The 23,317-nt window shown below is 72.3% G+C and carries 24 protein-coding genes and 1 tRNA gene; 18 read left to right on the top strand and 7 right to left on the bottom strand.

Annotation, left to right across the window (positions count from 1 at the left end):
• Together STRAU_RS11730 and STRAU_RS11725 are read left to right on the top strand one after the other, a co-directional pair.
• Nucleotides 1–963: D-2-hydroxyacid dehydrogenase (locus STRAU_RS11730; protein ID WP_037658792.1), on the top strand; the 963-nt coding region annotated here is incomplete at its 5' end.
• Between the two features lie 56 nt (nt 964–1,019).
• A complete protein-coding gene (locus tag STRAU_RS11725) occupies nt 1,020–2,429 on the top strand; it encodes an amidase (RefSeq protein WP_016640508.1) in 1,410 nt (469 codons plus the stop codon).
• An 86-nt stretch (nt 2,430–2,515) separates the two neighbouring features.
• On the opposite strand, the gene STRAU_RS11720 is transcribed toward STRAU_RS11725, so the two are convergent.
• Nucleotides 2,516–3,004 (bottom strand): DUF3830 family protein, encoded by a 489-nt coding sequence (locus STRAU_RS11720; protein ID WP_016640506.1) that lies wholly within the window; start codon nt 3,002–3,004, stop codon nt 2,516–2,518.
• 108 nt (nt 3,005–3,112) lie between these two features.
• Between STRAU_RS11720 and ehuB the strand changes: the two genes are divergently transcribed.
• From ehuB to STRAU_RS11690, 6 genes are all read left to right on the top strand, one after another.
• A complete protein-coding gene (gene ehuB / locus STRAU_RS11715; protein WP_037658788.1) occupies nt 3,113–4,021 on the top strand; it encodes an ectoine/hydroxyectoine ABC transporter substrate-binding protein EhuB in 909 nt (302 codons plus the stop codon).
• A complete protein-coding gene (ehuC, locus tag STRAU_RS11710; protein WP_016640505.1) occupies nt 4,018–4,764 on the top strand; it encodes an ectoine/hydroxyectoine ABC transporter permease subunit EhuC in 747 nt (248 codons plus the stop codon). The genes ehuB and ehuC overlap by 4 nt, the downstream gene beginning before the upstream one ends.
• Complete coding sequence (gene ehuD, locus STRAU_RS11705; RefSeq protein ID WP_016640504.1) at nt 4,761–5,426, top strand: ectoine/hydroxyectoine ABC transporter permease subunit EhuD; 666 nt, start codon at nt 4,761–4,763, stop codon at nt 5,424–5,426. The genes ehuC and ehuD overlap by 4 nt, the downstream gene beginning before the upstream one ends.
• Nucleotides 5,416–6,231, top strand: coding sequence for an ectoine/hydroxyectoine ABC transporter ATP-binding protein EhuA (gene ehuA, locus STRAU_RS11700; protein WP_016640503.1), 816 nt, complete (start codon nt 5,416–5,418; stop codon nt 6,229–6,231). The genes ehuD and ehuA overlap by 11 nt, the downstream gene beginning before the upstream one ends.
• Nucleotides 6,232–6,452: 221 nt before the next feature.
• Nucleotides 6,453–7,211 carry an IclR family transcriptional regulator gene (locus STRAU_RS11695; protein WP_016640502.1) on the top strand — a complete coding sequence of 253 codons (759 nt, stop codon included), beginning with the start codon at nt 6,453–6,455 and terminating at the stop codon, nt 7,209–7,211.
• Nucleotides 7,212–7,274: 63 nt separating this feature from the next.
• Nucleotides 7,275–7,348 (top strand) — tRNA-Lys (locus STRAU_RS11690).
• Here STRAU_RS11690 and STRAU_RS44650 read toward each other — a convergent pair.
• Nucleotides 7,310–8,665 (bottom strand): PEP/pyruvate-binding domain-containing protein, encoded by a 1,356-nt coding sequence (locus STRAU_RS44650; protein WP_350892607.1) that lies wholly within the window; start codon nt 8,663–8,665, stop codon nt 7,310–7,312. The two genes, STRAU_RS11690 and STRAU_RS44650, sit on opposite strands and share 39 nt — an antisense overlap.
• Here STRAU_RS44650 and STRAU_RS11680 point away from each other — a divergent pair.
• Nucleotides 8,664–9,299: a hypothetical protein gene (locus STRAU_RS11680; RefSeq protein ID WP_037658785.1), complete on the top strand. Its 636-nt coding sequence runs from the start codon at nt 8,664–8,666 to the stop codon at nt 9,297–9,299. The two genes, STRAU_RS44650 and STRAU_RS11680, sit on opposite strands and share 2 nt — an antisense overlap.
• 2 nt (nt 9,300–9,301) lie before the next feature.
• On the opposite strand, the gene STRAU_RS11675 is transcribed toward STRAU_RS11680, so the two are convergent.
• Nucleotides 9,302–9,739 carry an ATP-binding protein gene (locus STRAU_RS11675; protein WP_037658783.1) on the bottom strand — a complete coding sequence of 146 codons (438 nt, stop codon included), beginning with the start codon at nt 9,737–9,739 and terminating at the stop codon, nt 9,302–9,304.
• 156 nt (nt 9,740–9,895) lie between these two features.
• Between STRAU_RS11675 and STRAU_RS11670 the strand changes: the two genes are divergently transcribed.
• The 3 genes from STRAU_RS11670 (at nt 9,896) to STRAU_RS11660 (ending at nt 11,798) form a co-directional block, all read left to right on the top strand.
• Nucleotides 9,896–10,744, top strand: coding sequence for a helix-turn-helix domain-containing protein (locus STRAU_RS11670; protein WP_037658781.1), 849 nt, complete (start codon nt 9,896–9,898; stop codon nt 10,742–10,744).
• Nucleotides 10,741–10,926: a DUF397 domain-containing protein gene (locus STRAU_RS11665; protein ID WP_016640496.1), complete on the top strand. Its 186-nt coding sequence runs from the start codon at nt 10,741–10,743 to the stop codon at nt 10,924–10,926. The genes STRAU_RS11670 and STRAU_RS11665 overlap by 4 nt, the downstream gene beginning before the upstream one ends.
• Nucleotides 10,927–11,069: 143 nt before the next feature.
• Nucleotides 11,070–11,798: a thioesterase II family protein gene (locus tag STRAU_RS11660; protein ID WP_037658779.1), complete on the top strand. Its 729-nt coding sequence runs from the start codon at nt 11,070–11,072 to the stop codon at nt 11,796–11,798.
• Here the strand turns inward: STRAU_RS11660 and STRAU_RS11655 are convergent.
• Nucleotides 11,741–13,120 (bottom strand): class II 3-deoxy-7-phosphoheptulonate synthase, encoded by a 1,380-nt coding sequence (locus STRAU_RS11655; RefSeq protein WP_052029053.1) that lies wholly within the window; start codon nt 13,118–13,120, stop codon nt 11,741–11,743. The two genes, STRAU_RS11660 and STRAU_RS11655, sit on opposite strands and share 58 nt — an antisense overlap.
• A gap of 203 nt (nt 13,121–13,323) precedes the next feature.
• Between STRAU_RS11655 and STRAU_RS11650 the strand changes: the two genes are divergently transcribed.
• From STRAU_RS11650 to STRAU_RS11625, 6 genes are all read left to right on the top strand, one after another.
• Nucleotides 13,324–14,841 (top strand): anthranilate synthase component I family protein, encoded by a 1,518-nt coding sequence (locus tag STRAU_RS11650; RefSeq protein ID WP_016640494.1) that lies wholly within the window; start codon nt 13,324–13,326, stop codon nt 14,839–14,841.
• Nucleotides 14,838–15,470: an anthranilate synthase component II gene (locus STRAU_RS11645; RefSeq protein WP_016640493.1), complete on the top strand. Its 633-nt coding sequence runs from the start codon at nt 14,838–14,840 to the stop codon at nt 15,468–15,470. Before STRAU_RS11650 ends, STRAU_RS11645 begins: the two co-directional genes overlap by 4 nt.
• A gap of 215 nt (nt 15,471–15,685) precedes the next feature.
• Nucleotides 15,686–16,549, top strand: a complete 864-nt coding sequence (locus STRAU_RS11640) for an endo alpha-1,4 polygalactosaminidase (RefSeq protein WP_016640492.1) — start codon at nt 15,686–15,688, stop codon at nt 16,547–16,549.
• 183 nt (nt 16,550–16,732) lie between these two features.
• Nucleotides 16,733–17,977: a sensor histidine kinase gene (locus tag STRAU_RS11635; RefSeq protein WP_016640491.1), complete on the top strand. Its 1,245-nt coding sequence runs from the start codon at nt 16,733–16,735 to the stop codon at nt 17,975–17,977.
• Nucleotides 17,910–18,602: a response regulator gene (locus STRAU_RS11630; protein ID WP_037658778.1), complete on the top strand. Its 693-nt coding sequence runs from the start codon at nt 17,910–17,912 to the stop codon at nt 18,600–18,602. The genes STRAU_RS11635 and STRAU_RS11630 overlap by 68 nt, the downstream gene beginning before the upstream one ends.
• A 148-nt stretch (nt 18,603–18,750) precedes the next feature.
• Nucleotides 18,751–20,928: an MMPL family transporter gene (locus tag STRAU_RS11625; RefSeq protein WP_016640489.1), complete on the top strand. Its 2,178-nt coding sequence runs from the start codon at nt 18,751–18,753 to the stop codon at nt 20,926–20,928.
• Between the two features lie 15 nt (nt 20,929–20,943).
• Here STRAU_RS11625 and STRAU_RS11620 read toward each other — a convergent pair whose 3' ends face one another.
• The 3 genes from STRAU_RS11620 to STRAU_RS11610 all read right to left on the bottom strand — a co-directional run bounded on the left by STRAU_RS11620 (nt 20,944) and on the right by STRAU_RS11610 (nt 23,283).
• Nucleotides 20,944–21,279 (bottom strand): hypothetical protein, encoded by a 336-nt coding sequence (locus tag STRAU_RS11620; protein ID WP_016640488.1) that lies wholly within the window; start codon nt 21,277–21,279, stop codon nt 20,944–20,946.
• A 70-nt stretch (nt 21,280–21,349) separates the two neighbouring features.
• Entirely contained in the window at nt 21,350–22,015 is a 666-nt protein-coding gene (locus STRAU_RS11615) for a response regulator (RefSeq protein ID WP_016640487.1), read from the bottom strand.
• The gene (locus STRAU_RS11610; protein ID WP_037658776.1) at nt 21,982–23,283 is read right to left on the bottom strand and encodes a sensor histidine kinase; all 1,302 of its coding nucleotides are present in this window, start codon (nt 23,281–23,283) and stop codon (nt 21,982–21,984) included. Before STRAU_RS11610 ends, STRAU_RS11615 begins: the two co-directional genes overlap by 34 nt.
• Between the last annotated feature and the right edge of the window lie 34 nt (nt 23,284–23,317).

The following is a 23,317-nucleotide window of genomic DNA, read 5'->3' as shown; positions in this document are numbered from 1 at the left end:
CCGGTCCCCGCCGTCCCCACCGTCCTCGTGCTCGACGCCCCCGCCCCCGCGCCCCCGCCCCGCCTGGGCTCCCTCACCGGCCGCGCCCGCGTCCTGCACGCCGACGAGCACACCCTCGCCGAGCAACTCCCGGGGGCTGACGTGCTGTTGGTGTGGGACTTCCTCTCGCACGCGGTGCGCCACGCCTGGCCCGGCGAGGGGCCGCGGCCCGCGTGGGTGCACACCGCGAGCGCGGGCGTCGACCACCTCATGTGCCCCGAACTCGCCGCCTCCGACGCGGTGGTGACCAACGCGCGGGGCGTCTTCGACCAGCCCATCGCCGAGTACGTGGCCGCGCTCGTCCTTGCCATGGCCAAGGATCTGCCGCGCACCCTCGACCTCCAGCGCGAGCGGACCTGGCTGCACCGGGAGAGCCGGCGGATCGCGGGCACGCGCGCGTGCGTGGTCGGTTCGGGCCCGATCGGCCGCGCGATCGCCCGCACCCTGAAGGCCATCGGCATCGCGCCCGCCCTGGTCGGCCGGACCCCCCGGACCGGGGTGTACGGCCCGGACGACCTCAACCGACTGCTCGCGCGCGCCGACTGGGTGGTGTGCGCGGCGCCCCTGACCGACGACACCCGCGGCATGTTCGACGAGCGCCGCTTCGGCGTCATGCAGCCGTCGGCGCGCTTCATCAACGTGGGCCGCGGCCAGCTCGTCGTCGAGGACGACCTCGCCGCCGCGCTGTCGAAGCGGTGGATCGCGGGCGCCGCGCTCGACGTGTTCGAGCGGGAGCCGCTGCCCGCGGACAGCCCGCTGTGGACCGCGCCGGGGCTGATCGTCTCGCCCCACATGAGCGGCGACACGGTCGGCTGGCGGGACGAACTCGGCGCGCAGTTCGTGACGTTGTACGAGCAGTGGGAAGCGGGTCGGCCGCTGGCGAACGTGGTCGACAAGAAACGTGGGTATGTCCCTGGGCACTGATCGCTTCCGATCACCCGGCCCGGCGCCCGCCCCGTTCCCGTTCGCTGAGGAGACGCATGACCGAGCTCACGGACCTCACCGCCGTACAACTCGTCGACGGCTATCGCAAGGGCGAATTCAGCCCCGTCGATGTCACCCGTGCGGTGCTCCGCAGGGCCGAGGACGTCCAGTCGGCCGTGAACGCGTTCGTCCGGCTGGACCACGAAGGCGCCCTCGCGCAGGCCGAGGAGAGCGCCGGGCGGTGGCGGCGCGGTGAGCCCGCCGGGCTTGTCGACGGGGTGCCGGTCACCGTGAAGGACCTTCTGCTGCAGCGCGGCGCGCCCACCTTGCGGGGCTCCAAGACCGTGTCGGAGGAGGGGGCTTGGGACGAGGACGCGCCGTCCGTCGCGCGGCTGCGCGAGCACGGCGCGGTGTTCGTCGGCAAGACGACGTCTCCGGAGTTCGGCTGGAAGGGCGTGACGGACAGTCCGCGGCACGGTGTGACCCGGAATCCGTACGACACCTCGCGCACCGCGGGCGGGTCCAGCGGCGGCAGCGCGGCGGCGGTCGCGCTTGGCGCGGGGCCGCTGTCGCTCGGCACGGACGGCGGCGGCTCGGTGCGGATCCCGGCCGCGTTCTGCGGGATCTTCGGGTTCAAGCCGACGTACGGCAGGGTGCCGCTGTATCCGGCGTCGGCGTTCGGGACGCTCTCGCACGTCGGGCCGATGACGCGGGACGCCGCAGACGCGGCCCTGATGATGGAGGTGATCGGCGCCCCGGACGCCCGCGACTGGTCGCACCTGGGGCCTGCTGCGGGCGGCTTCCGCGACGGGCTCGACGGTGGGGTGCGGGGGCTGCGGGTGGCCTACTCTCCGTCGCTCGGCGGGCAGGTCGCGGTGCGGCCCGGGGTGGCCGCGGCGGTGCGTGAGGCGGTGGGGAAGCTGGCCTCGCTCGGTGCGTACGTGGAGGAGGCCGATCCCGACTTCGCCGATCCCGTGGACGCCTTTCACACGCTGTGGTTCAGCGGGGCCGCGCGGGTCGTGCAGCATCTGCCGCCCGGGCGGCGGGAGTTGCTCGATCCCGGGCTGCGGGAGATCTGCGCGCAGGGGGCCCGGTTCAGCGCGCTCGACTATCTGGCCGCTGTCGATGCCCGGATGGGGCTGGGGCGGCGGATGGGGCTGTTCCATGAGGCGTACGACCTGCTGGTGACGCCTACGTTGCCGGTCACCGCGTTCGAGGCGGGGGTGGAGGTTCCCGGGAAGTCCGGGTTGCGGCGGTGGACGGGGTGGACGCCGTTCACCTATCCGTTCAACCTGACGCAGCAGCCTGCGGCGACTGTGCCCTGTGGGGTGGATGGGGAGGGGTTGCCTGTGGGGGTGCAGCTTGTGGGTGCGCGACATGCGGATGCGTTGGTGTTGCGGGTTGCGCATGCGTTGTACGTGGGTGGCGCTGCGCTGGGCGTCCCCCAAACCCGCCCCTTCCCGTAACCGGGGGCTCCGCCCCCGGACCCCCGTATCGCCGGCTCGTCCTCAAACGCCGGACGGGCTGAGTGGTTGCCGGAACAGGCTGGTACTCACACCCTGCGGAAATTCAACGTCTCCCCCAGCGCCCCCGTCCTCCACAAGTCGTTGCACGCCTCCGCCATGCGGTCGAGGCCGTCGACGAGCTGGCCCCAGACGATGCCGGGGACCCAGCCCACGTCGCCGTTGATCAGGAGGTTGTTGCGTTCGTAGAAGAGCGCCAGGTCGACGATGGTGCCCTGTTGGGCGGTTTCGTAGCCGTGGGACTTGGTGCCCAGTTCTGTGCCGGAGAAGGTGAAATAGCACAGGTCGCCGGGGATGGGGGTGATGGTGGGGTTTTCCAGGGGTGGCTCCTCGGGGGCGAATGCCGGGAACAGGGCGTAGATCTCGTTCCGGGCATACTTCGCGTGGTACACGTCGCCGCCCAGCGGGAGCGCGTCCCAGACCGCCGCGCAGGTCACCGGGGCCCGGTCGTCGAGGAGCTTCGCCGTGGCCTGAACTCCCCGCTTGGCGAGGGAGACTTCGATGTATCGGTCTGCCATGCGCCCATGGTCCTCCCCCGGTCGGCGCCCGCGTCAAGTGCACAACGATCGCATCAGGGGCTGGAATTCAACGGCATACCTCGCGCCGGGTCGGGTAGCCGCGCGCCCATGGCTCCACCATCGAGGAACCCAAACAAGACAGAGAGCGCGCGCGCCCCGGGCGTGCGCCGGAGATCCCTGCTCGCCTCCGCCGCCGTCCTGGGCGCGGCCGGCGCGCTGGGTGCCACGGCGTGCAGCCGGGTGCCCACGGGCGACACGCTGGCCCGGCTGAAGTCGCAGGGCATGGTGCGGCTCGGCATCGCGGGTGAGGCCCCGTACGGGTACATCGACGACAAAGGCGACTTCACGGGTGAGGCGGTGGAGCTCGCCAGGATCATCTTCAAGCGGCTCGGCGTCGACAGCGTGCAGCCCGTCGCCACCGACTTCAGCTCGCTGATCCCCGGGCTCAAGACGCAGCAGTTCGATGTCGTGTCGGCCGGGATGTACATCAACAAGGAGCGGTGCCAGCAGGTCATCTTCTCCGATCCCGAGTATCAGATGCTGGACTCCTTCATCGTGCGCAAGGGCAACCCGAAGGGCCTGCACACGTACGCGGACGTGGTGAAGAAGAAGGCCAAGTTCGGGACGGGGACCGGCTACGCGGAGATCGCGTACGCCGTCGAGGCCGGGTACAAGGAGAGCGACATCGTGATCCTCCAGGACCCGGTGGCGGGGCTCAACGCCGTCGAGGCCGGACGGATCGACGTCTTCGGCGGCACCGCCCTGACCTCCCGCGGCGTGGTGAAGAAGAGCCGCAAGGCCGAGGCCACCGAGCCGTTCGCGCCCCTGGTCGACGGCAAGAAGCACGTGGACGGCGGCGGCTTCACCTTCCGTCCGAACGACACCGAGCTCCGCGACGCCTTCAACGTGGAGATCCACAAGATGAAGAAGAGCGGCGAGCTCTTCCGGGTGCTCAAGCGGTTCGGTTTCACCAAGGACGAGATGACCGACCTGACCGCAGAGGAGCTGTGCAAATGACAGCGGGACTGTGGGAACACTGGGTCCTTCCCGGCATCTGGATCACCATCCAGCTCACGCTCTACAGCGCCGCCCTCGCGACGGTGGTGGCCTTCGGGATCGGCATAGCGCGCACGCACCGGCTGTGGGTGGTGCGCTTCCTCGCCGGGTTCTACACGGAGTTCTTCCGCGGCACCTCGGCGCTCGTGCTGATGTTCTGGATCTTCTTCGTGCTGCCGCAGCTCGCGGGCTGGGCGCTCGTCCCGATGTGGGCGGCGGTGCTCGCCCTCGGTCTCTCGTACGGGGCCTACGGCGCCGAGATCGTCCGCGGCGCCCTGAACGCGGTGGCTCCCGCGCAGCGCGAGGCGGGGGTCGCGCTGAGCTTCACGCCCTGGCAGCGGATGCGGCTCATCCTGCTGCCGCAGGCCGTGCCGGAGATGATCCCGCCGTTCTCCAACCTGCTGATCGAGCTCCTCAAGGGCACCGCCCTGGTGTCGCTGCTCGGCATCGGTGACGTGTCCTTCGCCGCCTACCTGGTGCGGCTCGCGACCACCGAGAGCGCGCAGATCTACTCGATCACGCTGGTCATCTACTTCGTGATCGCGTTCCTGCTGACGCGCGGCATGCGGGTCCTGGAGCGCAAGGCCAAGGCGGGGATCGGGCAGCGGCCCGAACCGGGGGTCGGGATCCTGCGCAGGCTCAATCTCCGCCAGACGACCGAGGAATCGAGCAACGTCATCGTCGGCGGGGGTGGTGGGTCATGAACAACGGCACCGACAAGTGGGACTGGGGCGCCGTCTCCGACTTCATGCCGCACTTCTGGGACGGGTTGCTCATCACCCTCCAGGTGCTGGCCCTCGGCTCGCTCATCTCGTTCTCGGTCGGGCTGCTCTGGGCCCTGGCCTTCCGGGCGCCGACGCGGTTCGTCCGCTGGCCCGTCGGGATCATCACCGAGTTCATCCGCAACACCCCGCTGCTCGTGCAGCTGTTCTTCCTGTACTTCGTGCTGCCGGAGTGGGACATCCAGTACTCCGCGATGACCACCGGCACCATCGCGATCGGCCTGCACTACTCGACGTACACCGCGCAGGTCTACCGCGCGGGCATCGAGGCCGTGCCCGTCGGCCAGTGGGAGGCGGCCAAGGCGCTGAGCCTGTCGTACACACGCACCTGGACCGCGGTGATCCTGCCGCAGGCCATCCGCCGCGTGATCCCGGCGCTCGGCAACTACGTCATCGCGATGCTCAAGGACACGCCGCTGCTCGCCAGCATCGGCGTACTGGAGCTGCTGCAGCGCTCGCGCCTGGAGGCCGCGCAGACCTTCCAGTACACGGAGGCCCTGACCGTCGTCGGCGTCGCCTTCATCCTCATCGCCTACCCGTCCTCCCTCCTCCTGCGAGCCCTGGAGCGCCGTCTTGTCCGCTGACACGAACCTCACCAAAGACCAGCCGAACCCGGCCGTGGACGGCAGCGAGCTGATCCGCTTCGACAAGGTCGTCAAGCGCTTCGGGTCCAACACGGTCCTGGACGAGCTGGACTTCTCCGTCGCCTCCGGCAAGCACGTGACCCTCGTCGGCCCCTCGGGATCCGGCAAGACGACGATCCTGCGCCTGCTCATGACCCTGCTCAAGCCGGACGAGGGCACGATCAAGGTCGGCGGGGAGTATCTGACGCACGAGGAGAAGAACGGCAAGCTCGTGCCCGCCGGCGAGAAGCACGTGCGCGAGGTCCGCAAGAACATCGGGATGGTCTTCCAGCAGTTCAACCTCTTCCCGAACATGAAGGTGCTGCGCAACATCACCGAGGCTCCGGTCACCGTCCTCGGCCTGTCCAAGGACGAGGCCGAGCAGCGGGCCCGCGACCTCCTGGAGATGGTCGGCCTCGGCGACCGCTGCGACGCCTACCCGACGCAGCTCTCCGGCGGCCAGCAGCAGCGCGTCGCGATCGCCCGCGCCCTCGCGATGCGGCCGCAGGTGCTGCTCCTGGACGAGGTGACGTCCGCGCTCGACCCCGAGCTGGTCGCGGGCGTCCTGGACGTCCTGCGGGACATCGCGCACACCACCGACATCACGATGCTGTGCGTGACCCACGAGATGAACTTCGCCCGGGACATCTCCGACCAGGTGCTGATGTTCGACTCCGGCCGAGTGATCGAGTCCGGCCCGCCGGAGAAGATCTTCACCGAGCCGGAGCACGAGCGGACGCGGGAATTCCTCTCCGCGGTGCTCTGAGCGGTGCGCTGAACGCGGCGGTGCGCCGAGCGGCTTTCCGAGGTCACGGCACCGGGGCATGCCGCTGGCATGTGCCAGAGTGGCGCGTTCCTGCTCATCGAGCCGGAATCGCGCCACTCTTGTGGCCAACACCCCCTCCGCCGCGCGCACTTGACGGCTATCGTGGACGGTGTCTGGCTGTCCGGAACCGTTCCATCAGGATCAGCGAACAGGGGGAAGCCGTGGCGGTGCAGCGCGAGTCGACGACGGCCCACCAATTGGTGCAGAACGCCCTGCGGGTGCTGGAGATCGTCGCCAACCGGGCCACCGGCACCACCGAGGACGAGCTGGCCCGACGCACGAAGATGCCCGCCGACCGGCTGGCCGCGCTCCTGCGCATGCTCCGCCGCGAGGGATACGTCGAGCAGATCACCGACGGGGCGTACGTCACGGGCGCCTCGCTCACCCGCCTCGGCTCCGCGCACGACCGCGCCCTCGCCCTGCGCGAGAAGCTCCGACACACCCTCGGCGGCCTGCGCGACTCGATCGGCGCCGCGGTCTACGTGAGCCGGTACGTGGACGGCGAGATCCGGGTCATGGACGTCGCGGACGGCCCGCGCACGCCGAAGGTCAACGAATGGGTGGACTTCCGGGTCTCGGCGCACGCCAGCGCCGTCGGCAAGAGCCTGCTCTGCCAGCTCGACCAGGACGCCCGCCGGGACCACCTCTCCCGGCACAAGATGCCCCGCCTCACCTCGCGCACCATCACCAGCGAACGCGTCCTGCTGAACAACCTCGACGCCCAGGCCCCCACGGTCCCGGTCCTCGACCTCCAGGAGTACGCGGTCGGCACGGTCTGCGCCGCCGTCCCCATCACCGCGGGCGCCACCGTCGGCTCCCTCGCCCTCTCCCTGCCGGTCGAGCACGCCCACCGGCTGCGCGCGGCCGCGGACACCCTGAACAGGAAAGCGGCGCCGGTCCTGCTCTCCCTGGCGATCTAGTCCCGGCCCGCGCGGGTGGTCCGGAGCACCTCCCGGGACCAGGTATTATTTTCGAGTCAGCAGGCGCCGCTAGCTCAGTTGGTTAGAGCAGCTGACTCTTAATCAGCGGGTCCGGGGTTCGAGTCCCTGGCGGCGCACTTGCGAATAGGTTGCTGACCTGGGGCTTCTCGGATTTCCGAGGGGCCCTTTCGCATGTCCGGGGCCAGGAGTGCGACCTGGCCGGTGCTTCCGTCCACCTCGGCCGTCGCGCCTTCGGGCAGGACCGTCGTCGCGTCCTCCAGGGCCAGGACGGCCGGGAGCCCCAGCTCCCGCGCCACGATCGCGGCGTGGGAGAGCAGGCCGCCGGTCTCGGTCACGACGGCGGCGACGACACCGAACAACGGGGTCCACGCCGGATCCGTGGTCCGGCACACGAGTACGTCGCCGGACCGCACCCGCCCGAAGTCGCCGGGGCCGCGCACCACCCGGACCGGGCCGACGGCACAGCCGGGGCTGCCGGGCACCCCGGTGCGGACGGTGCCGGTGCCCTCCCCGGCGGGATCCGCGGCGGCCGTCGTACCGGCAGGGAGGGGGCTGGTCACCGGGCGGGCCTGGAGGATCCAGAGCCGGGAGCCGGTGATCGCCCACTCGATGTCCTGCGGCCCGCCCAGCAGATCGGCCGTCCCGCGGCCGATCCGGGCGAGCCGGGTCACCTCCTCGTCGGTGAGGCAGAAGCGTGCCCGGTCGGCGGGCTCCACGTCCCGGGTGATCACCCGGGCGTGGTCCCGATCGACCCGTGTCCTCTTCGTGCCGAGCGTCCGCCGGGTGACGGTGCCGCCGGACACCGTCCAGGAGTCCGGCGTGACGCGGCCGCCGACCACGCTCTCGCCCAGCCCCCAGGACGCCTCGACGCGGACGTCGGCGCCGGTGAACATCACCCCCGCGACGTCGGCGTCCACCAGGCGCTGCACCAGCACCGCGATCGCCGGCGCGTCCGCGGCCGCCTGCCGGCGCCGGTACTCCACCGCACGCTCGGACCACAGCGAGGCCCAGCACCCGCGGACCGCGTCGGCGACCTGAGCGGGGCCGCGGACGCCCAGGAAGGTGTCGTGCTGACCCGCGGCGGTGGCCTCGGCCGTGTCCTCACCGGTCGCGGACGAGCGCACGGCGACATACCCGTCCCCGGTGACGCGCGTGAGTGCTCGGGCCACCTCGTCGGTCAGCGCCGGGGAGAGGCCGGGCAGAGCGCGTACGGCTCCGGTGCCCGGCAAGTCGAGCCCGGCGACCGCCTGTTCGTACGCGGAGACCGGCACCACGAAACCGGGTGGCACCGGCAGACCCGCCTCCAGGAGCCGGGCCAGCGCGGCGGCCTTGCCCCCCGCCGTCCCGGGCTCGGCATCGGCCAGGTCGATGAGCACGACTGCCCCTCCGTCCACGTTGACCTCGCGGGCACGAGCATGAATGCTCGCTGCCATGACGCACGCCTCAACCCCGGACCTGCTCGTCCTGCACGCCGTGCGGGTGACCGGAATCGCCGACGGCGCGGCGGTCTCCCGGCGCGCCGGCATCGACCGGGACACGGTCGACGAACTGCTGCCGGACTTCGAAGCCTACGGGTGGGTGACGCACGTCGAGTTCGCGGGTACCGGCGGCTGGACGCTCACCGAACGCGGCCGCGCCGAGGACACCCGGAAGCTGGCCGGGGAACTGGCGGAATCCGGCGCCCGGGCCACCGTCGAGCAGGCACACAAGGCGTTCGAGGTCCTGAACGGACGGTTGGTGCAGGCGTGCACCGACTGGCAGTTGCGGCCCGCCGAGGGCGCCCGGCTGGCGTCCAACGACCACAGCGACCCGGAGTGGGACGCCCGGGTCCTCGGCGAACTCACGCTGATCGGCGGCGAGCTGAGGGCGCTCGTCGACGATCTGACCGGCGCCCTGGCCCGGTTCGGCGGGTACGACGAACGGTTCTCCGCCGCCCTGGGCCGCGCCCGCGGGGGCGAGGGGCAGTGGGTGGCGGGGGTCGGCATCGCCTCGTGCCACGCGGTCTGGATGGAGCTTCACGAGGATCTCCTGTCGACGCTCGGCCTCGCCCGCGGCGCGGAAGCGTGAACCTACGGCAGGTCCAGTTCCGCCCACACCGTCTTGCGGGGCACGGACCCGCCGCCCGTGCCCCAGCGCGTGGCCAGGGCCGCCACCAGCAGCAGGCCCCGCCCGCCCTCCGCGTCGTCCGGGGGCGGGCTCGGCCTGCCGGTCGGCGGGCGGCTCTCCGTACGGGTGTCCGTGACCGCGATCCGCAGGCTCCGCTCGCCCAGGAGGAGGCCGAGCTCGAAGTCCCTTCCCGGTACGCGGCCGTGCAGCACGGCGTTCGCCGCCAGTTCCGCGACGATCACCTCGGCGGCGTCCGCCGTCTCGCCCCCGTGCGGGATGCCCCACACGCCGAGCTGGTGCACCGCGAGCAGCCTGGCCAGGCGGGCCCCTCGCGGCGTGGCCGAGAAGCACTGCCTGAACACACGTACGGTAATCGGGAGGTGGGGGGTTTGTACGTCCATGGGGCCCACGGTGGCGCGGTGTTCCCCCTGTTCACCAGGGACCGCGTCCGTACTCCGCGCAGAGTACGGGCTTCCGGTGTGGACAGTACGGTCACCGTGCCGTAACTCTGGGTGAGTTGAGCGCGGGGAGATCCACTCACCTGGAGGTGGCCGCGTATGGCCCCTGAGAGCAATTGGACCCTGGGCGCGGGCAGTTGTGAGCCCGAGTCCTCCGACAGCATGAAGACCTTCGGCGCGTTCGTCCAGGGGCTGCGGGAGCATGCCGGGATGACGCGGGGGCAGTTCGGACCGCTGGTCCACCTGTCCAAGCACTCGGTCGAATCCATCGAGCTCGGGCGCAGACTCGCCGATGACGAGTTCGTTGAGCTCGCCGAGGCCGCCCTCGGCAACACGGGCGCCTTGCGGCGGGCGTTTCAGCACATGGGCCGACAGCCCGGTCTTGCTTCCTGGTTCAAGGCGTGGGCTCGTCTTGAGAAGACGGCAATCTTCCTCTACACGTACGAATGCCGTGTCGTGCCGGGCCTGTTGCAGTCCGAGCGGTACGCACGCGCCGTGTTCGACAACAGCATCCCGCTGCTGACGGACGACACGGTCGAGGCACAGGTCACCGCCCGCATGGAACGGCAGCGGATGCTGCCCGAGCGGCACGAAGTTCCGTACAACTTCATCGTCGAGGAATCCCTGTTCCGACAGCTCCTCGGCGGAGCTGGTGTCGCACGCGACATGATCGACCACGTGCTGACTCTCACCGAGCTGCGCAACGTGTCGCTTCAGATCATGCCGACGGCGTGCGAGCAACACGCGGCCCTGGACGGTTCGTTGCAGCTCCTTGAGACTCCGGATGGACGGCGCCTCGCATACTCCGAGGGACAGCAGAATGGGCGGTTGATCTCGGACCGGAAAGAGGTGGCGCTCCTCCGCCAGCGCTATGACACACTGCGCTCGCAGGCCCTCACGCCGTTGGAATCCCGGGGTCTGCTGGAACGGATCCGAGGAGCGCTATGAGCACCCCTGAACTCGCCTGGTTCAAGTCAAGCTACAGCGGCACCCAGGGCGACTCCTGCGTCGAGGTAGCCGCAACGCCCGCCCTCGTCCACGTCCGTGACTCCAAGGAGAAGGCGGGCCCCCAGCTCGCCCTCTCCCCCGCCGCGTGGACGCGATTCCTCGCCGGGCAGGCCCGCCCCTAGTGGAAACGTAGGGGCGGGGGTGCCGGACATCACAGGGCAGGGGCCCGGCACGGCCGTCCCGCTGTCGGCGGCCGGTGGAATCATGGGAGGCCGACCGGTGTGCCCTCGCACGCCGGTCCGGGTACCGGCTCTTGGGGGACAGCATGGTGTGGACGCAGGCAGTCGAGTCACGGCCCTTCGCGGCGGGCCGCCTGGTGTGCTTTCCGCACGCCGGTGGCTCGCCGTACTTCTTCCGTTCGTGGGGCAAGGCGCTCACGGACGTCGAGGTGCTCTCGGTCTGCTATCCGGGGCGCGCCGAACGCATCGGCGAGCCGCCTGCCACGGATCTGAAGCTGCTGGCCCGGCGCATCGCCGAGGAGCTGCGGCCGCTGCCGGACGGGCGGCCCACCGCGTTCTTCGGGCACAGCATGGGCGCGTTCGTCGCCCATGAGGTGGCCCTGCTGTGGCAGGCCGACGGCGCGGGCGTGAGCCACTTCTTCGCGTCGGCCGCCCGCGGCCCGCAGACCGCGCACGGCACGCCGGAGAAGGCCGCCGCCATGGACGAGGCGGCCGTCCTGCGCATCATGGCCCAGCTCGGCGGCACGGACGCGGAACTGCTCGACAACCCGGCCTTCCTGGAGCTCGTGATGCCGTACGTGCACGCGGACTTCCAGATGGTCGCGGGCTATGCCGGGCAGCCGGGCGCGCTCCTCGACTGCCCCGTCACCGCGCTCCTGGGTGACACCGACCCCCGGGTGACCGCCGAACAGGCCGCATCCTGGCGGGAGTCGGCCGGGAGCTCCTTCACGATGCGGACGCTCGCCGGCGGGCACTTCTACCTGGCGGACGAGCCGCCGTTCGAGATCATCGAGGAAGCGCTCCGCGCGGGCTGAGCCCGGTATCCCTCGGCCAGCAGGAACGCCAGGTCGAGTGACTGGGTGCGGTTGAGGCGGGGGTCGCAGGCCGTCTCGTAGCGGTGCGGCAGATCCTCCTCCAGGACGGCGTTGCCGCCGCCGACGCACTCGGTCACGTCGTCGCCGGTGAGCTCGACGTGGATGCCGCCGGGGTGCGTGCCGAGCTCCTGGTGGGCCTCCACGAATCCGCGCACCTCGTCGACCACGGTGTCGAACCGCCGGGTCTTGTGGCCGCTGGGCGCGGTCGTCGTGTTGCCGTGCATCGGGTCGCTGACCCAGGCCACCAGGGCGCCCTCGGCGTTCACCTTCTCCACCAGGGTGGGCAGCAGGTCGCGCACGCGGTCGGCGCCCGCGCGCACCACGAACGTGAGCCGGCCGGGCTCGCGGTCCGGGTCGAGCCGGTCGAGGAGGGACAGGACGGTGTCGGGGGTCGTCGTCGGGCCGAGCTTGACGGCGATGGGGTTGGCGACGCGGGAGAAGTACTCGACGTGGGCGCCGTCCAGGTCGCGGGTGCGCTCGCCGATCCACAGCATGTGGCCGCTGGTGGCGTAGGCGCGGCCGCCGCCGGGCTCGGTGCGGGTCAGCGCCGCCTCGTAGTCCAGGAGCAGCCCCTCGTGGCCGACGAAGAACTCGGCGGTGGCCAGCTCCCGGGTGTCGACGCCGCACGCCCGCATGAACGCGAGGCTGCGGCCGATCTCGTCGGCGAGCTGTTCGTAGCGCTCGCCCGCGCCGGACGCGGCGACGAACCCCGCGTTCCAGGCGTGCACTTGGCGCAGGTCGGCGAAGCCGCCCGTGGTCAGGGCGCGCACCAGGTTGAGCGTGCGGGCCGACGCCTCGTACATCTCGCGCAGGCGCCGCGGGTCCGGGGTCCGGGCCCGCTCGGTGAACTCCGGGCCGTTGACGGCGTCACCGCGGTACGAGGGCAGGCGGGGCTTGGCGTACTGGCCTGCCATGCGGCCGACCTTGACGACCGGCAGGGCGGTGGCATGCGTGAGGACCACGGCCATCTGCAGGAGCGTCTGGAGCTTGCCGCGGATCCCGTCGGCGGTGGCCCGCTCGAAGGTCTCGGCGCAGTCGCCGCCCTGGAGCAGGATGGCCTCGCCGCGGGCGACCGCCGCCATGCGCCGCCGCAGCAGGTCGCACTCGGCGGCGAAGACCAGCGGCGGCGCGGCGGCCAGCCGGCCGGTCACCGCGCGCAGCTCGTCCTGGTCCGGCCAGTCGGGCTGCTGCCGGGCGGGGAACGCCCGCCAGGATTCTGCGGCTCCGTTTATCGCTTCGCTTTCCCTTTTGCTGTCTTTCATCACTGCCTTCCCCGTACGGACATGGGACAGGAGGAACGGAAACGTGCCGCAACTGAATCCGTGCGCCCTCGCCCGGGTCAAGCGATTCGGTATTGGTCCGCATCGGGGGCGGGCAATTGGTCTGGCACGGCGCGCGCCGCCGCTGGTTCACTCATTTCACTCACGGAAGAAGTGAATTGACAGCCGGTGAAAGGGAGTTCACCATGCCGGACAACACACGGGTCAGTGTGCTGGTGACCGCGGCCGGACTGCCCCGCCACGACCCGCTGGACCTGTACGTCCCCCTGCGCGAGGCCCTCGGCCCGGACGACGTGTTCCTGTTCGAGAGCGTCGACGGCGCAGGCCAGGACCGCCGTTCGGCCGTCGTCGGCTTCGGGCGGCTCGCGGAGATCCGGGTGTACGACGGCCACATCGACCTCGAAGGGCCGCCCGCCCTCGCCCGGGCGCTGGCCGGGGCGGCCCTCGCGGCCGGGCTGCGCGGGGACCACCCGGAGGCGCCGGCACCCGGTGTGCACCGGCTGCGCTTCACCGCCGCCGACCAGGTCTGGGACGCCCTCGCCCGCGCGCAGCGCCTGTTCGACCTGGACACCGAGGTGCCCGCGACGGCCTTCGCGTTCGGCTTCCTGACGTCGCTGGCGTACGAATCCGCCTGGCACATGGAGGAGCTGCCCGCCCGCACCAAGGCACCGGGCGGGCCGGACATCACGCTCACCCTGTTCCGGGACACCGTCTGGTACGACGTGGCCGACGGTTCGGTGCGCCATCTGCGGGCGGAGAGCCGGGCGTTCGGGGACGGGGGCGAGGGCGCGGGCGACGTCGCCGCGTTGGCCCGGGAAGCGGCACGGGCCGCCCCGCGCGAGCCGGTGGTCCCCGAGGCCCCCGCGCCGGAGTCCGTGCGGGACAGCGTGAGCCGCGAGACGTTCCTCGGCTGGGCCCGGACGTGTCTGGAGCACATCGGGGTCGGCGACATCTACCAGATCCAGATCGGCCACCGCATCGACGTCCGCACCGCGTTGACCCCCGTCGACGTCTACCGGCGGCTTCGCGCCCGCAACCCCTCGCCGTACATGTATCTGATGCCCTGCGCGGGCCGGACGCTGATCGGCGCGAGCCCGGAGCTGTTCTTCCGGATCGAGGGCGACGAGATCGTGATGCGCCCCATCGCGGGCACGGCGCGGCGGGGGCCCGACGAGGAGGAGAACCAGCGCCGCGTCAAGGAGATGCGCGAGTCCGTCAAGGAGCAGGCCGAGCACATCATGCTGGTCGACCTGTGCCGCAACGACATCGGCCGGGTGAGTGTGCCGAGCACCCAGCCGGTGGCCGAGCTGATGGCCGTGGAGAGCTTCAGCCATGTCTTCCACCTGGTGTCGACGGTATCCGGGCGCCTTGAGGCCGGGGTGGACACCTGGCAGGCGGTGCGCGCGACGTTCCCGGCGGGCACCATGACGGGGGCGCCCAAGGTGCGCGCCATGGAGATCGTCGACGGCCTGGAGCGGGAGCGGCGCGGCGCCTACGCGGGCGCCGTCGGCCTGGTCGACGTGCGCGGCTGGAGCGAACTCGCGCTGTGCATCCGCACCGTCGAGCACGACGGGCGGACCTACTCCACGCAGAGTTCGGCCGGCATGGTCGCCCAGTCCGAGCCGGAGTCCGAGTGGCGCGAGACGCTGGCGAAGATGGGGGCCGCGTACTGGGCCCTTACGGGGGAGGAATTGCTGCCATGAACAGATTTCAGGGTACGAGAGTTCTACTGATCGACGCCTACGACAGCTTCGTGCACATCATCGACCAGTACCTGCGCACGCTCGGCGCCGAGACCCGGGTCGTGCGTTCCCTGACCCGCTCCCCCGCCGAGCTGGCCGCGACGGCGCCGGACGCGGTGGTGCTCGGGCCGGGGCCCGGGCATCCGGCCGAGTCCGGACACGTCGAGCTGGTGCGGGAGTTCGCGGGGCGGGTGCCGCTGCTCGGCGTCTGCCTGGGGCACCAGGCGATCGCCCTTGCGTACGGCGGCCGGGTGGAGGTGGCCGGGCAGGTGATGCACGGCCGCACCAGCACGGTGCGGCACGACGGTGCCGGGATCTTCCAGGGCCTCGGCCACACCCTCGAAGCCACCCGCTACCACTCGCTGGTCGTCGCCGAACCGCTGCCCGGCGAGCTGGTGACGACGGCCACCGCACTCGACCACGGGTACGTGATGGGCCTGCGCCACCGTGAACTGCCCGTCGAGGGCGTGCAGTTCCACCCCGAGAGCATCATGACCAACGGCGGCCTGGCGATGATGGAGAACTTCCTCGCGCAGAGCACGCGCGGTCGCCCCGCCGGTACCCGGCGGACGGCGGTCACCTCCGCTTGACCGCCGCCGCGTCCGGCCCCGAATTCCCGTCGGTCGCGTAATGACGTGGCGTCGGCTTCATGCATTCCGTATGCAGCGGCTTCTGTATGCAGCAGCCTCTGTGTGACGAGCCTAACCAGCGGAAATTCCCCAGGCACCGTCATCAAGCGCACACTTAAAAGCGCACCTCACCACGGAATCAGCAAGCACGGCACACGGAACACCAGGACGGTCAGATGCCCCGCCCCCTCCCCTCCCTCGCCACCGCGACGACCGCCCTCGTCACCGCGGCGACCGCCCTCGCCCTGCTCACGGGCTGCTCGACCGACACCGGTTCCGCGAACCGCGACAGGACCGCCGAAGCCACCACGGACACCGCCACCCCGCGCCCGCCCACCCCCGACGCCGCCTTCGACTACCAGCTCGGCGGGGCCTACCCGCCCCCCGACGGCGTGCGCGCCGTCTCCCGCGACCGCTCCGCGAAGCCCGTCCCCGGCCGCTACAACATCTGCTACGTCAACGCCTTCCAGGCCCAGCCGGGCAAGGAGGCCGCTGCCTGGTGGGAGGACAAGCACCCGGAGCTGATCCTGCGCGACGACGACGGCGACCCGGTGATCGACGAGGACTGGGACGAGCCGCTGCTCGACATCTCCACCGCCGCCAAGCGCGAGGAACTGCTCGGCGTCGTCGGACCCTGGATCGACGGCTGCGCGCGCGCCGGGTTCGACGCGGTCGAGCCCGACAACCTCGACTCCTACGCCCGCTCCGACGACCGCCTCGACACCGCCGACGCGGCGGCGTTCGCGCGGCTGCTCGTCCGCCGCGCGCACGACCAGGGGCTCGCGATCGCGCAGAAGAACACCGCCGAACTCCTCGGCAAACGCGTCGGGTTCGACTTCGCGGTCGTCGAGGAGTGCGGACAGTACGACGAGTGCGGGGCGTTCGCGTCGGCGTACGACCGGAAGGTCTTCGACATCGAGTACGAGACGAAGGGGTACGACGCCGCGTGCCGCCGCTGGGGCGACAAGCTGTCCGTCGTCCAGCGGGACCGTGACGTGCGGCCGGCCGGGGAGAGCGGGTACGTGTACCGGCGGTGCTGAGCCCCGCCCCCGGGGGCGGCTCGCACCGGCGACATATCCCTCGCACCGGCGAGGACGGGCCCCCGCGACCGCCGCGATACTGGCAGCCGCCTCCGCCCGCCCGGGAGCCGCCCCATGCCGCACCGCAGCCCGCCCGACGCCCCTCCCGACCCCGCCGCGCCGGCGCGGCGGCCGTGGAGGGGGGTGAGGCGCCACCCGTACGTCGTGGACGTCGCCCTCGCCGCGCTCGTGCTGTTCGCCGCGTCCCTGCAGTTCCTCTTCCCCGACGACGGTGACGACCCGCTCACGGCGGTCGGCTTCCTGCTCGCCGCCGGGACGGCCGTGCCGCTCGCCTGGCGGCGGCGGGCGCCCATGGTCAGTGTCTGGCTCGTCAGCCTGTTCACGCCCGCCATGGCGATCTACCGGCAGCCGCCGCCGGACGTGGCGTACGGCGGGCTCGTCGCGCTGTACACGCTGGCGCTGGTCGGGCGGCCCGTGGAGCGGCGGGTCCTGTTCGGGTTGTGGCTGGTCGGGTCGACGGCCACGATGACGTTCCGGGAGCGGGCGGATTCGTTCGAGTACGCCTTTCATCTGCTGAGTTTCGTCAGTGCGTACGGTTTCGGGGTGCTGGCGCGGGTGCAGCGGGCGTACACGGCGGCGCTGGAGGACCGGGCGCGGCGCCTGGAGCGGGAGCGGGCCGGTGAGACGGCGCGGGCGGTGGCCGAGGAGCGGGCGCGGATCGCCCGGGACATGCATGACGTGCTGGCGCACGCGGTGAGCCTGATGGTGGTGCAGGCGGAGGCGGGGCCCGTGGTGGTGCGGGACGATCCCGAGCGGGCGGTGGGGGTGTTCGACGCGATCGGCTGCGCCGGGCGGGACGCGATGGTGCAGTTGCGGCGGATTCTGGGGGTGTTGCGGGAGGCCGAGACCGCCGGGGCGGCGGCGCGGGAGCCGCAGCCCACGCTGGCGGCGCTGCCCGCGCTCGTGCGGGACGTCGAACTCGCCGGGATTCCGGTCGGGTTGCTGGTCAGCGGGGAGCCGGTCGCCCTGCGGGCGGACGTGGAGGTCGCGGCGTACCGCGTCGCGCAGGAGGCCCTGACGAACGTCCTCAAGCACGCGGGCGCGGCCCGCGCGACGCTGGAACTGGCGTGGGTGCCCGGCGAGTTGATGCTCACCGTCACGGATGACGGGGCGGGCGTGGAACATGACGGTCACGTCGGCGTCCACAGCTCCCCCGGGGCGGACGGCAGCGGGCCCAGGGGCCAGGGGATCGTGGGGATCGGCGAACGCGCCGCCGCCTGCGGAGGCACCGCCGAGGCCGGGCCCCGCCCCGGCGGCGGATTCCGTGTCGCCGTGCGGCTGCCCACGGCATTCTTGACGGATGAGCATCCGCGTAGTGGTGGCCGACGACCAGGAGCTGGTCCGCAGCGGCTTCACGATGATCCTTGACGCGCAGCCCGGCATCGAGGTGGTGGCGGAGGCGGGCGACGGCGCCGAGGCGGTCGAGGCGGTCCGCCGCCACACCCCGGACGTGCTCCTGCTGGACATCCGCATGCCGGTGATGGACGGCATCGAGGCCGCCCGCGCGGTGTGCGCGGAGTCCGCCTGCCGCGTGGTGATGCTGACGACGTTCGACGTCGATGCGTACGTGTACGACGCCCTGTACGCGGGCGCGAGCGGCTTCCTGCTCAAGGACGTGCGCCGCGACGACCTGGTGCACGCCGTCCGCGTGGTCGCCGCGGGCGACTCCCTGCTCGCCCCGTCCGTGACCCGCCGCCTGGTCGCGGACTTCGTACGGAGGGGACGTACCAACGAGTCCGTGTCCGTCACGACGTCTCCCGCGCAGCGTCTCGCCGTGCTCACCGCCCGCGAGGAGGAGACCCTGCGCCTGCTGGCCCGCGGCCTGTCGAACGCGGAGATCGCGGCGGCCTTCGTGGTCAGCGAGCACACGGTGAAGACCCATGTCAGCAACGTGCTCTCGAAGCTGGCGCTGCGCGACCGCGTACAGGCGGTGATCTGCGCGTACGAGAGCGGCCTCGTCGTCCCGGGAGAGGCCGCCGGAGACGGCGCCTGAGGGAAGTCTCCCCCGCCCGACGGAGTCCTCGCCCGCACGGGCGAGACCGCAAGACCGCTCCGCACGGCGATCCGAGGCCCGCCCTCCACGGCGAGGCTTTGGCCGACAGCAGTCGTCGTCCAAGGCCCCGGGGCCAGCAAGGAGCGTCATGCTCGCCACCCTCGCCCGCACGGCGACACACCGCCCGCGCACCGTGCTCTTCCTCTGGTTCCTGCTGCTCGCCGTCGGACTCGGCCTCGGTACCCGGGTGTTCGGCGACCTCACCTCGACGGTGGAGGACGTACCGGGCAGCGAATCGGTCGTCGCGGACGACCTGCTCGCGCGGCTCGATCCCGACGGCGACGACTTCACGGCGGTCGTCACCGGCGGCCCGGTCCGCGACGGCGACGTGCGCGCGGCGGTGTCCGGCGCCGTCACGGACGTACGCGAGAGCCCCGGCGTCGCCCGCGTCGCCGACCCGTACACGACCGACGGCCTGGTCGCCGCCGACGGCAGGGCGCTGCTGATCCCCGTCACCCTCAAGGGCGGGCTCGACGACGACGCCGAGGAGGACGCGGTGGGCGACGCCGCGGACCGGCTGCGGGAGATCGGGGCGGCCCCGCTGAGCGACGGCGGCCGCGTCGACGTGGCCGTCAGCGGGGATCCGCTGCTCGGCGAGCAGATGGGCGGCCGAGCGCAGGAGGACGTGGCACGGGCGGAGTTGATCACTCTCCCCGCGGTGCTCGTCGTGCTGCTGCTGATCTTCGGCGGGCTGCGCGCGGCCGGTCTGCCGCTGCTCGTCGCGGTGAGCGGGGTGGCGGGCGCGTTCCTCACGCTGTTCGGGTTCGGGCAGGTCACCGAGATATCCGTGTACGCGGTGCAGGTGGTCACGATGCTGGGGCTCGGACTCGCCGTGGACTACGCCCTGTTGATGGTGATGCGGTTCCGCGAGGAGCGCGCGCGGGAGAGCGATGTCGCGCGGGCGGTGCGGGCGACGGTCGCGCAGGCCGGGCGGACCGTGCTGTTCTCCGGGGTGACGGTGGCCGTGTGCCTGTCAGGTCTGGTGTGGTTCCCGAGCCCGTTCCTGCGCAGCATGGGGCTCGCGGCGGGCGCGGTGGTCGTGGTCGACATGCTGGCGGCGCTGACGCTGCTGCCCGCGCTGCTCACGCTGTTCGGCGGCAGGATGACACCCCGGGAACGCCGCCTTCGTACGCGCGGATTCCGCGTCCCCGGGCTGGTCGGGGCGGATGACGGCGAGCGCGGCGAACCCGGCGCCTTCTTCGCGCGCCTGGCGCGCTTCTCCGTGCGCCGGCCCCTGGCCGTGGCGGCGGCCGTCGTCGCGGGGCTCGCCGTGCTGGCGCTGCCGGTGTTCGGCATGCGCATCGAGATCGGCGACGCACGCCAGTTGCCGCGCGACACGGAGGCGCGTCAGCTGTACGACGCCGTGCACGGGCACTTCCCGCCCGGCACGGCCGCCGACACCGTGGACGTGCTGATCCGGCCGGGCGCCGAGCCGGACCCCGAGCGCAGGATCCGGGCGCTGCCCGGTGTCGCCCGGGCGGAGAGCGAGCGGCTGAGCGACGGCACGACCCTGCTGCGGCTCACTCCGCCCGGCTCGGCGGACGGTCCGGCCGCGACCGGCCTGGTGGAGCGCGTACGCGACCTGCGCGGCGCGGAACCCGTCGAGGTGACCGGCGACGCGGCCCGGCTCGTCGACTTCCGCGACATGCTCGCCGAGCGCGCGCCGTGGGCCGTACTGACGGTGCTCGTGGGCCTGTTCGCGCTGCTCTTCGCCTTCACCGGCTCGCTGCTCAGCCCGCTGCGCACGCTCCTGACGACGCTGCTCAGCCTGGGCGCCGCGCTCGGCGTCGTGGTGTGGGTGTTCCAGGACGGGCACGGGGCGGGCCTGCTCGGCGGCGAAGGGCTCGGCGCGCTCAGCCTGACGGCGCCGCCGCTGATCATCGCGATCGCGTTCGGGCTGGCCATGGACTACGAGCTGTTCATCCTGGCGCGGATGCGCGAATCCTGGACGTCCGGGCCGCGGGCGGGCGACCACCGGGCGGCGATCGTGGCGGGGCTGCGCAGCTCCGGGCGCGTGGTGAGCTGTGCGGCGCTGCTGCTCGCCATCGTCTTCGGCGGGTTCATGACGGGCGGCTTCTCCCCGATCCTGCAGATCGGGCTCGGCCTGACGCTCGCGGTCCTCATCGACGCCACGGTGGTGCGGATGTTCCTGGTGCCCGCGACGATGGCGCTGCTCGGCCGCCGCGCCTGGTGGGCGCCGCCGCGGCTGCGGCGGCTGCATCAGCGGTACGGGCTCTCCGAGACGGCGGCGCCGGAAACGCCCTGACCGGCCCACCGAGGTTCAGGACAGCACCACGACGTCCATGAGCAGGGCCGCGACCAGGCCGGTACCCAGCAGATAGCTGCCGAGCCTGGTCCGGCCGCGCCTGCTGAGCTCGATGACCAGGCCGCAGAGGATGAGCAGCAGCCCGTACACGCCGACGACCAGGACGGACGACCGGCTCGCGAGCCGGGTCCCGAGCAGCACCGCCGCCGCGGCCATCAGCAGCGAGGCCGCGGCGATGCGCAGCCGGCGGGCCTGGCGCGGGGTGAGCCCGGTGCGTCCCGGGACTGCCGGGGGCTCCGGATGTTCCGGGCCTTCCGGATGTTCCGGTGACGCTTGGTCGGAGACGCTCATGCCGAGATCGTAGTCGAGCGGTACACGTCAAAACGTAAGAGGTACAGAGGTACAGAGGTGACGCGGGCGCTCAGGCCCGCAGATACGCCAGGACCGCGAGCACCCGGCGGTGCGTGCCCTCGGTGAGCGGCAGGTCGAGCTTGGCGAGGATGTTGCCGACGTGCTTGCCCACCGCGGCTTCGGTGACGACGAGTTCGGCGGCGATCGCCGCATTGGAGCGGCCCTCCGCGACGAGCGAGAGCACCTCGCGCTCGCGCGGCGTCAGCCGCTCCAGCGGGTCGCGCCGCCGCCGCAGCAACTGGCGTACGACTTCGGGGTCCACGACGGTGCCGCCCTCCGCGACCCGCGTGAACGCGTCGACGAACTGCTCGACCTGCCCGACGCGGTCCTTCAGCAGATAGCCGACGCCGCCGCCGTCACCGGTGTCCAGCAACTCGGCCGCGTACGACCGCTGCACGTACTGGCTGAGCACGAGCACCGGCAGGCCCGGGCGCTCCGCGCGCAGGGCGATCGCGGCGCGCAGCCCCTCGTCCTGGAAGCCGGGCGGCATGCGCACGTCGGTGACGACGATGTCCGGTTCGTACGTCGCCACGGCCTCGCGCAGCGCGTCCGCGTCGCCGACCGCCGCGAGGACCTCGTGCCCGAACCGGCCGAGTACGCCGACAAGCCCTTCGCGCAGCAGCACGCTGTCCTCGGCGAGGACTACGCGAAGGGTTCCGGTGGGCGCGGGCTGCACGGGATCTCCAAGGTCAGGACGGTGGGGCCGCCGGGCGGGCTGGTGAGCGTCAGTGTGCCATCGAGGACGGCGAGGCGGTCGGCGAGGCCGGTGAGTCCGGTGCCGCGCGCGGGGTCGGCGCCGCCGGTGCCGTCGTCGCGCACGGTCAGGCGCAGGGCGCCGTCGGCGTACCGGGCGCGGACCTCGGCGCGGGTGGCGCCGCTGTGCCGGGCGACGTTGGCGAGGGCCTCGCGGACGGCGAAGTACGCGGCCGACTCTACGGGTTCGGGAAGGCGGGGCAGGCCGGCGTCGACGTCGACGGGGACGGGTGAGCGGTCGGCGGCGTCCTCGACGGCGGCGGGCAGGCCGTAGTCGGCGAGGACCTGGGGGTGGATGCCGCGGATGAGTTCGCGCAGTTCGGCGAGGACCGCGTCGGCCTCGGCATGCGCGGTGGCGAGGCGGGCGGCGAGCGGTCCTTCCGGGTCGGTGTCGAGCCGGGCGAGGCCGAGCGTCATGCTCAGGGCGACCAGGCGCTGCTGGGCGCCGTCGTGCAAGTCCCGCTCGATGCGGCGGCGTTCGGCCTCGAAGGCGGTGACGAGGCGGGCCCGGGAACGGGTCACCTCGGCGAGGCGTGCCTGCGCCTCCGCCTCGCGCGGGGCGAGCAGCAGCCGGGCGAGGGCGGCGCGGGCGGCGGCGTACGCGCCGAGCGGGTAGAGGAGGACGAGGAGCAGGGCGAGGCCGAGGGCGGCGGTGCCGCAGGCGGCCGGGTAGCCCTCGACCAGCCAGAGCTTGGCCGGGCGTACGCCGCCTTCGTCGGGCCCGCCCGTCAGGGCGAGGTGGGCGGGGGCCGCGGCGAGGAGGAACGGCAGGGCGAGGGTGCAGGCCGCGACCGCGAGGTCCAGGGGCCACAGGACGAACGCCATCAGGACGGCGTACGCCAGTTCGCGCCAGGTGGCCTGTTCGCGGGCGCGCAGCCGGAGCCAGGCGGTGAGGCCCGGGGTGGCCGGGGAGCGGTGGGGGCTCGGCGCGGGCGCCGGGTCGACGAGGCGCAGCCTGCGTCGTTCCAGGGCGCCCACGGGTACGCCCGCCAGGGCCAGGAGGGCGAGGAGGGGTATGCCTACGGCCACCACGCCGAGGAGCACGCCTGTGGCCAGGCCGACCGCGAGTACCCCCAGGAGGGGGGCGCCGATGAATGCCCCGGCCGTCACGTACGCGGCCGCCCTCCAGGGCGCGGTTCCGCGGACGTAGTCCCGCCTCCGCAGGGCCGCCCACACACTGTCCCGTTGCATGGGTGCACGCTATGCTCCGCCGCTCCGCGGCGGT

The sequence above is a fragment of the Streptomyces aurantiacus JA 4570 genome (assembly GCF_000414115.1).
GTDB lineage: Bacteria > Actinomycetota > Actinomycetes > Streptomycetales > Streptomycetaceae > Streptomyces > Streptomyces aurantiacus_A.
The sequence above is the reverse complement of the archived record's forward strand: the minus strand, read 5'-3'. Positions and strand labels throughout refer to the sequence as shown.

Coding starts and splice junctions, on each gene's coding strand:
- STRAU_RS11620 (WP_016640488.1), bottom strand. CDS start 21,279: ATGAGCGTCTCCGACCAAGCGTCACCGGAACATCCGGAAGGCCCGGAA.
- ehuB (WP_037658788.1), top strand. CDS start 3,113: ATGGCTCCACCATCGAGGAACCCAAACAAGACAGAGAGCGCGCGCGCC.
- STRAU_RS11680 (WP_037658785.1), top strand. CDS start 8,664: ATGACGCACGCCTCAACCCCGGACCTGCTCGTCCTGCACGCCGTGCGG.
- STRAU_RS11660 (WP_037658779.1), top strand. CDS start 11,070: ATGGTGTGGACGCAGGCAGTCGAGTCACGGCCCTTCGCGGCGGGCCGC.
- STRAU_RS11630 (WP_037658778.1), top strand. CDS start 17,910: ATGAGCATCCGCGTAGTGGTGGCCGACGACCAGGAGCTGGTCCGCAGC.
- STRAU_RS11625 (WP_016640489.1), top strand. CDS start 18,751: ATGCTCGCCACCCTCGCCCGCACGGCGACACACCGCCCGCGCACCGTG.
- STRAU_RS11720 (WP_016640506.1), bottom strand. CDS start 3,004: ATGGCAGACCGATACATCGAAGTCTCCCTCGCCAAGCGGGGAGTTCAG.
- STRAU_RS11650 (WP_016640494.1), top strand. CDS start 13,324: ATGCCGGACAACACACGGGTCAGTGTGCTGGTGACCGCGGCCGGACTG.
- STRAU_RS11640 (WP_016640492.1), top strand. CDS start 15,686: ATGCCCCGCCCCCTCCCCTCCCTCGCCACCGCGACGACCGCCCTCGTC.
- STRAU_RS11610 (WP_037658776.1), bottom strand. CDS start 23,283: ATGCAACGGGACAGTGTGTGGGCGGCCCTGCGGAGGCGGGACTACGTC.
- ehuC (WP_016640505.1), top strand. CDS start 4,018: ATGACAGCGGGACTGTGGGAACACTGGGTCCTTCCCGGCATCTGGATC.
- STRAU_RS44650 (WP_350892607.1), bottom strand. CDS start 8,665: ATGGCAGCGAGCATTCATGCTCGTGCCCGCGAGGTCAACGTGGACGGA.
- ehuD (WP_016640504.1), top strand. CDS start 4,761: ATGAACAACGGCACCGACAAGTGGGACTGGGGCGCCGTCTCCGACTTC.
- STRAU_RS11665 (WP_016640496.1), top strand. CDS start 10,741: ATGAGCACCCCTGAACTCGCCTGGTTCAAGTCAAGCTACAGCGGCACC.
- STRAU_RS11645 (WP_016640493.1), top strand. CDS start 14,838: ATGAACAGATTTCAGGGTACGAGAGTTCTACTGATCGACGCCTACGAC.
- STRAU_RS11725 (WP_016640508.1), top strand. CDS start 1,020: ATGACCGAGCTCACGGACCTCACCGCCGTACAACTCGTCGACGGCTAT.
- STRAU_RS11675 (WP_037658783.1), bottom strand. CDS start 9,739: ATGGACGTACAAACCCCCCACCTCCCGATTACCGTACGTGTGTTCAGG.
- STRAU_RS11655 (WP_052029053.1), bottom strand. CDS start 13,120: ATGAAAGACAGCAAAAGGGAAAGCGAAGCGATAAACGGAGCCGCAGAA.
- STRAU_RS11670 (WP_037658781.1), top strand. CDS start 9,896: ATGGCCCCTGAGAGCAATTGGACCCTGGGCGCGGGCAGTTGTGAGCCC.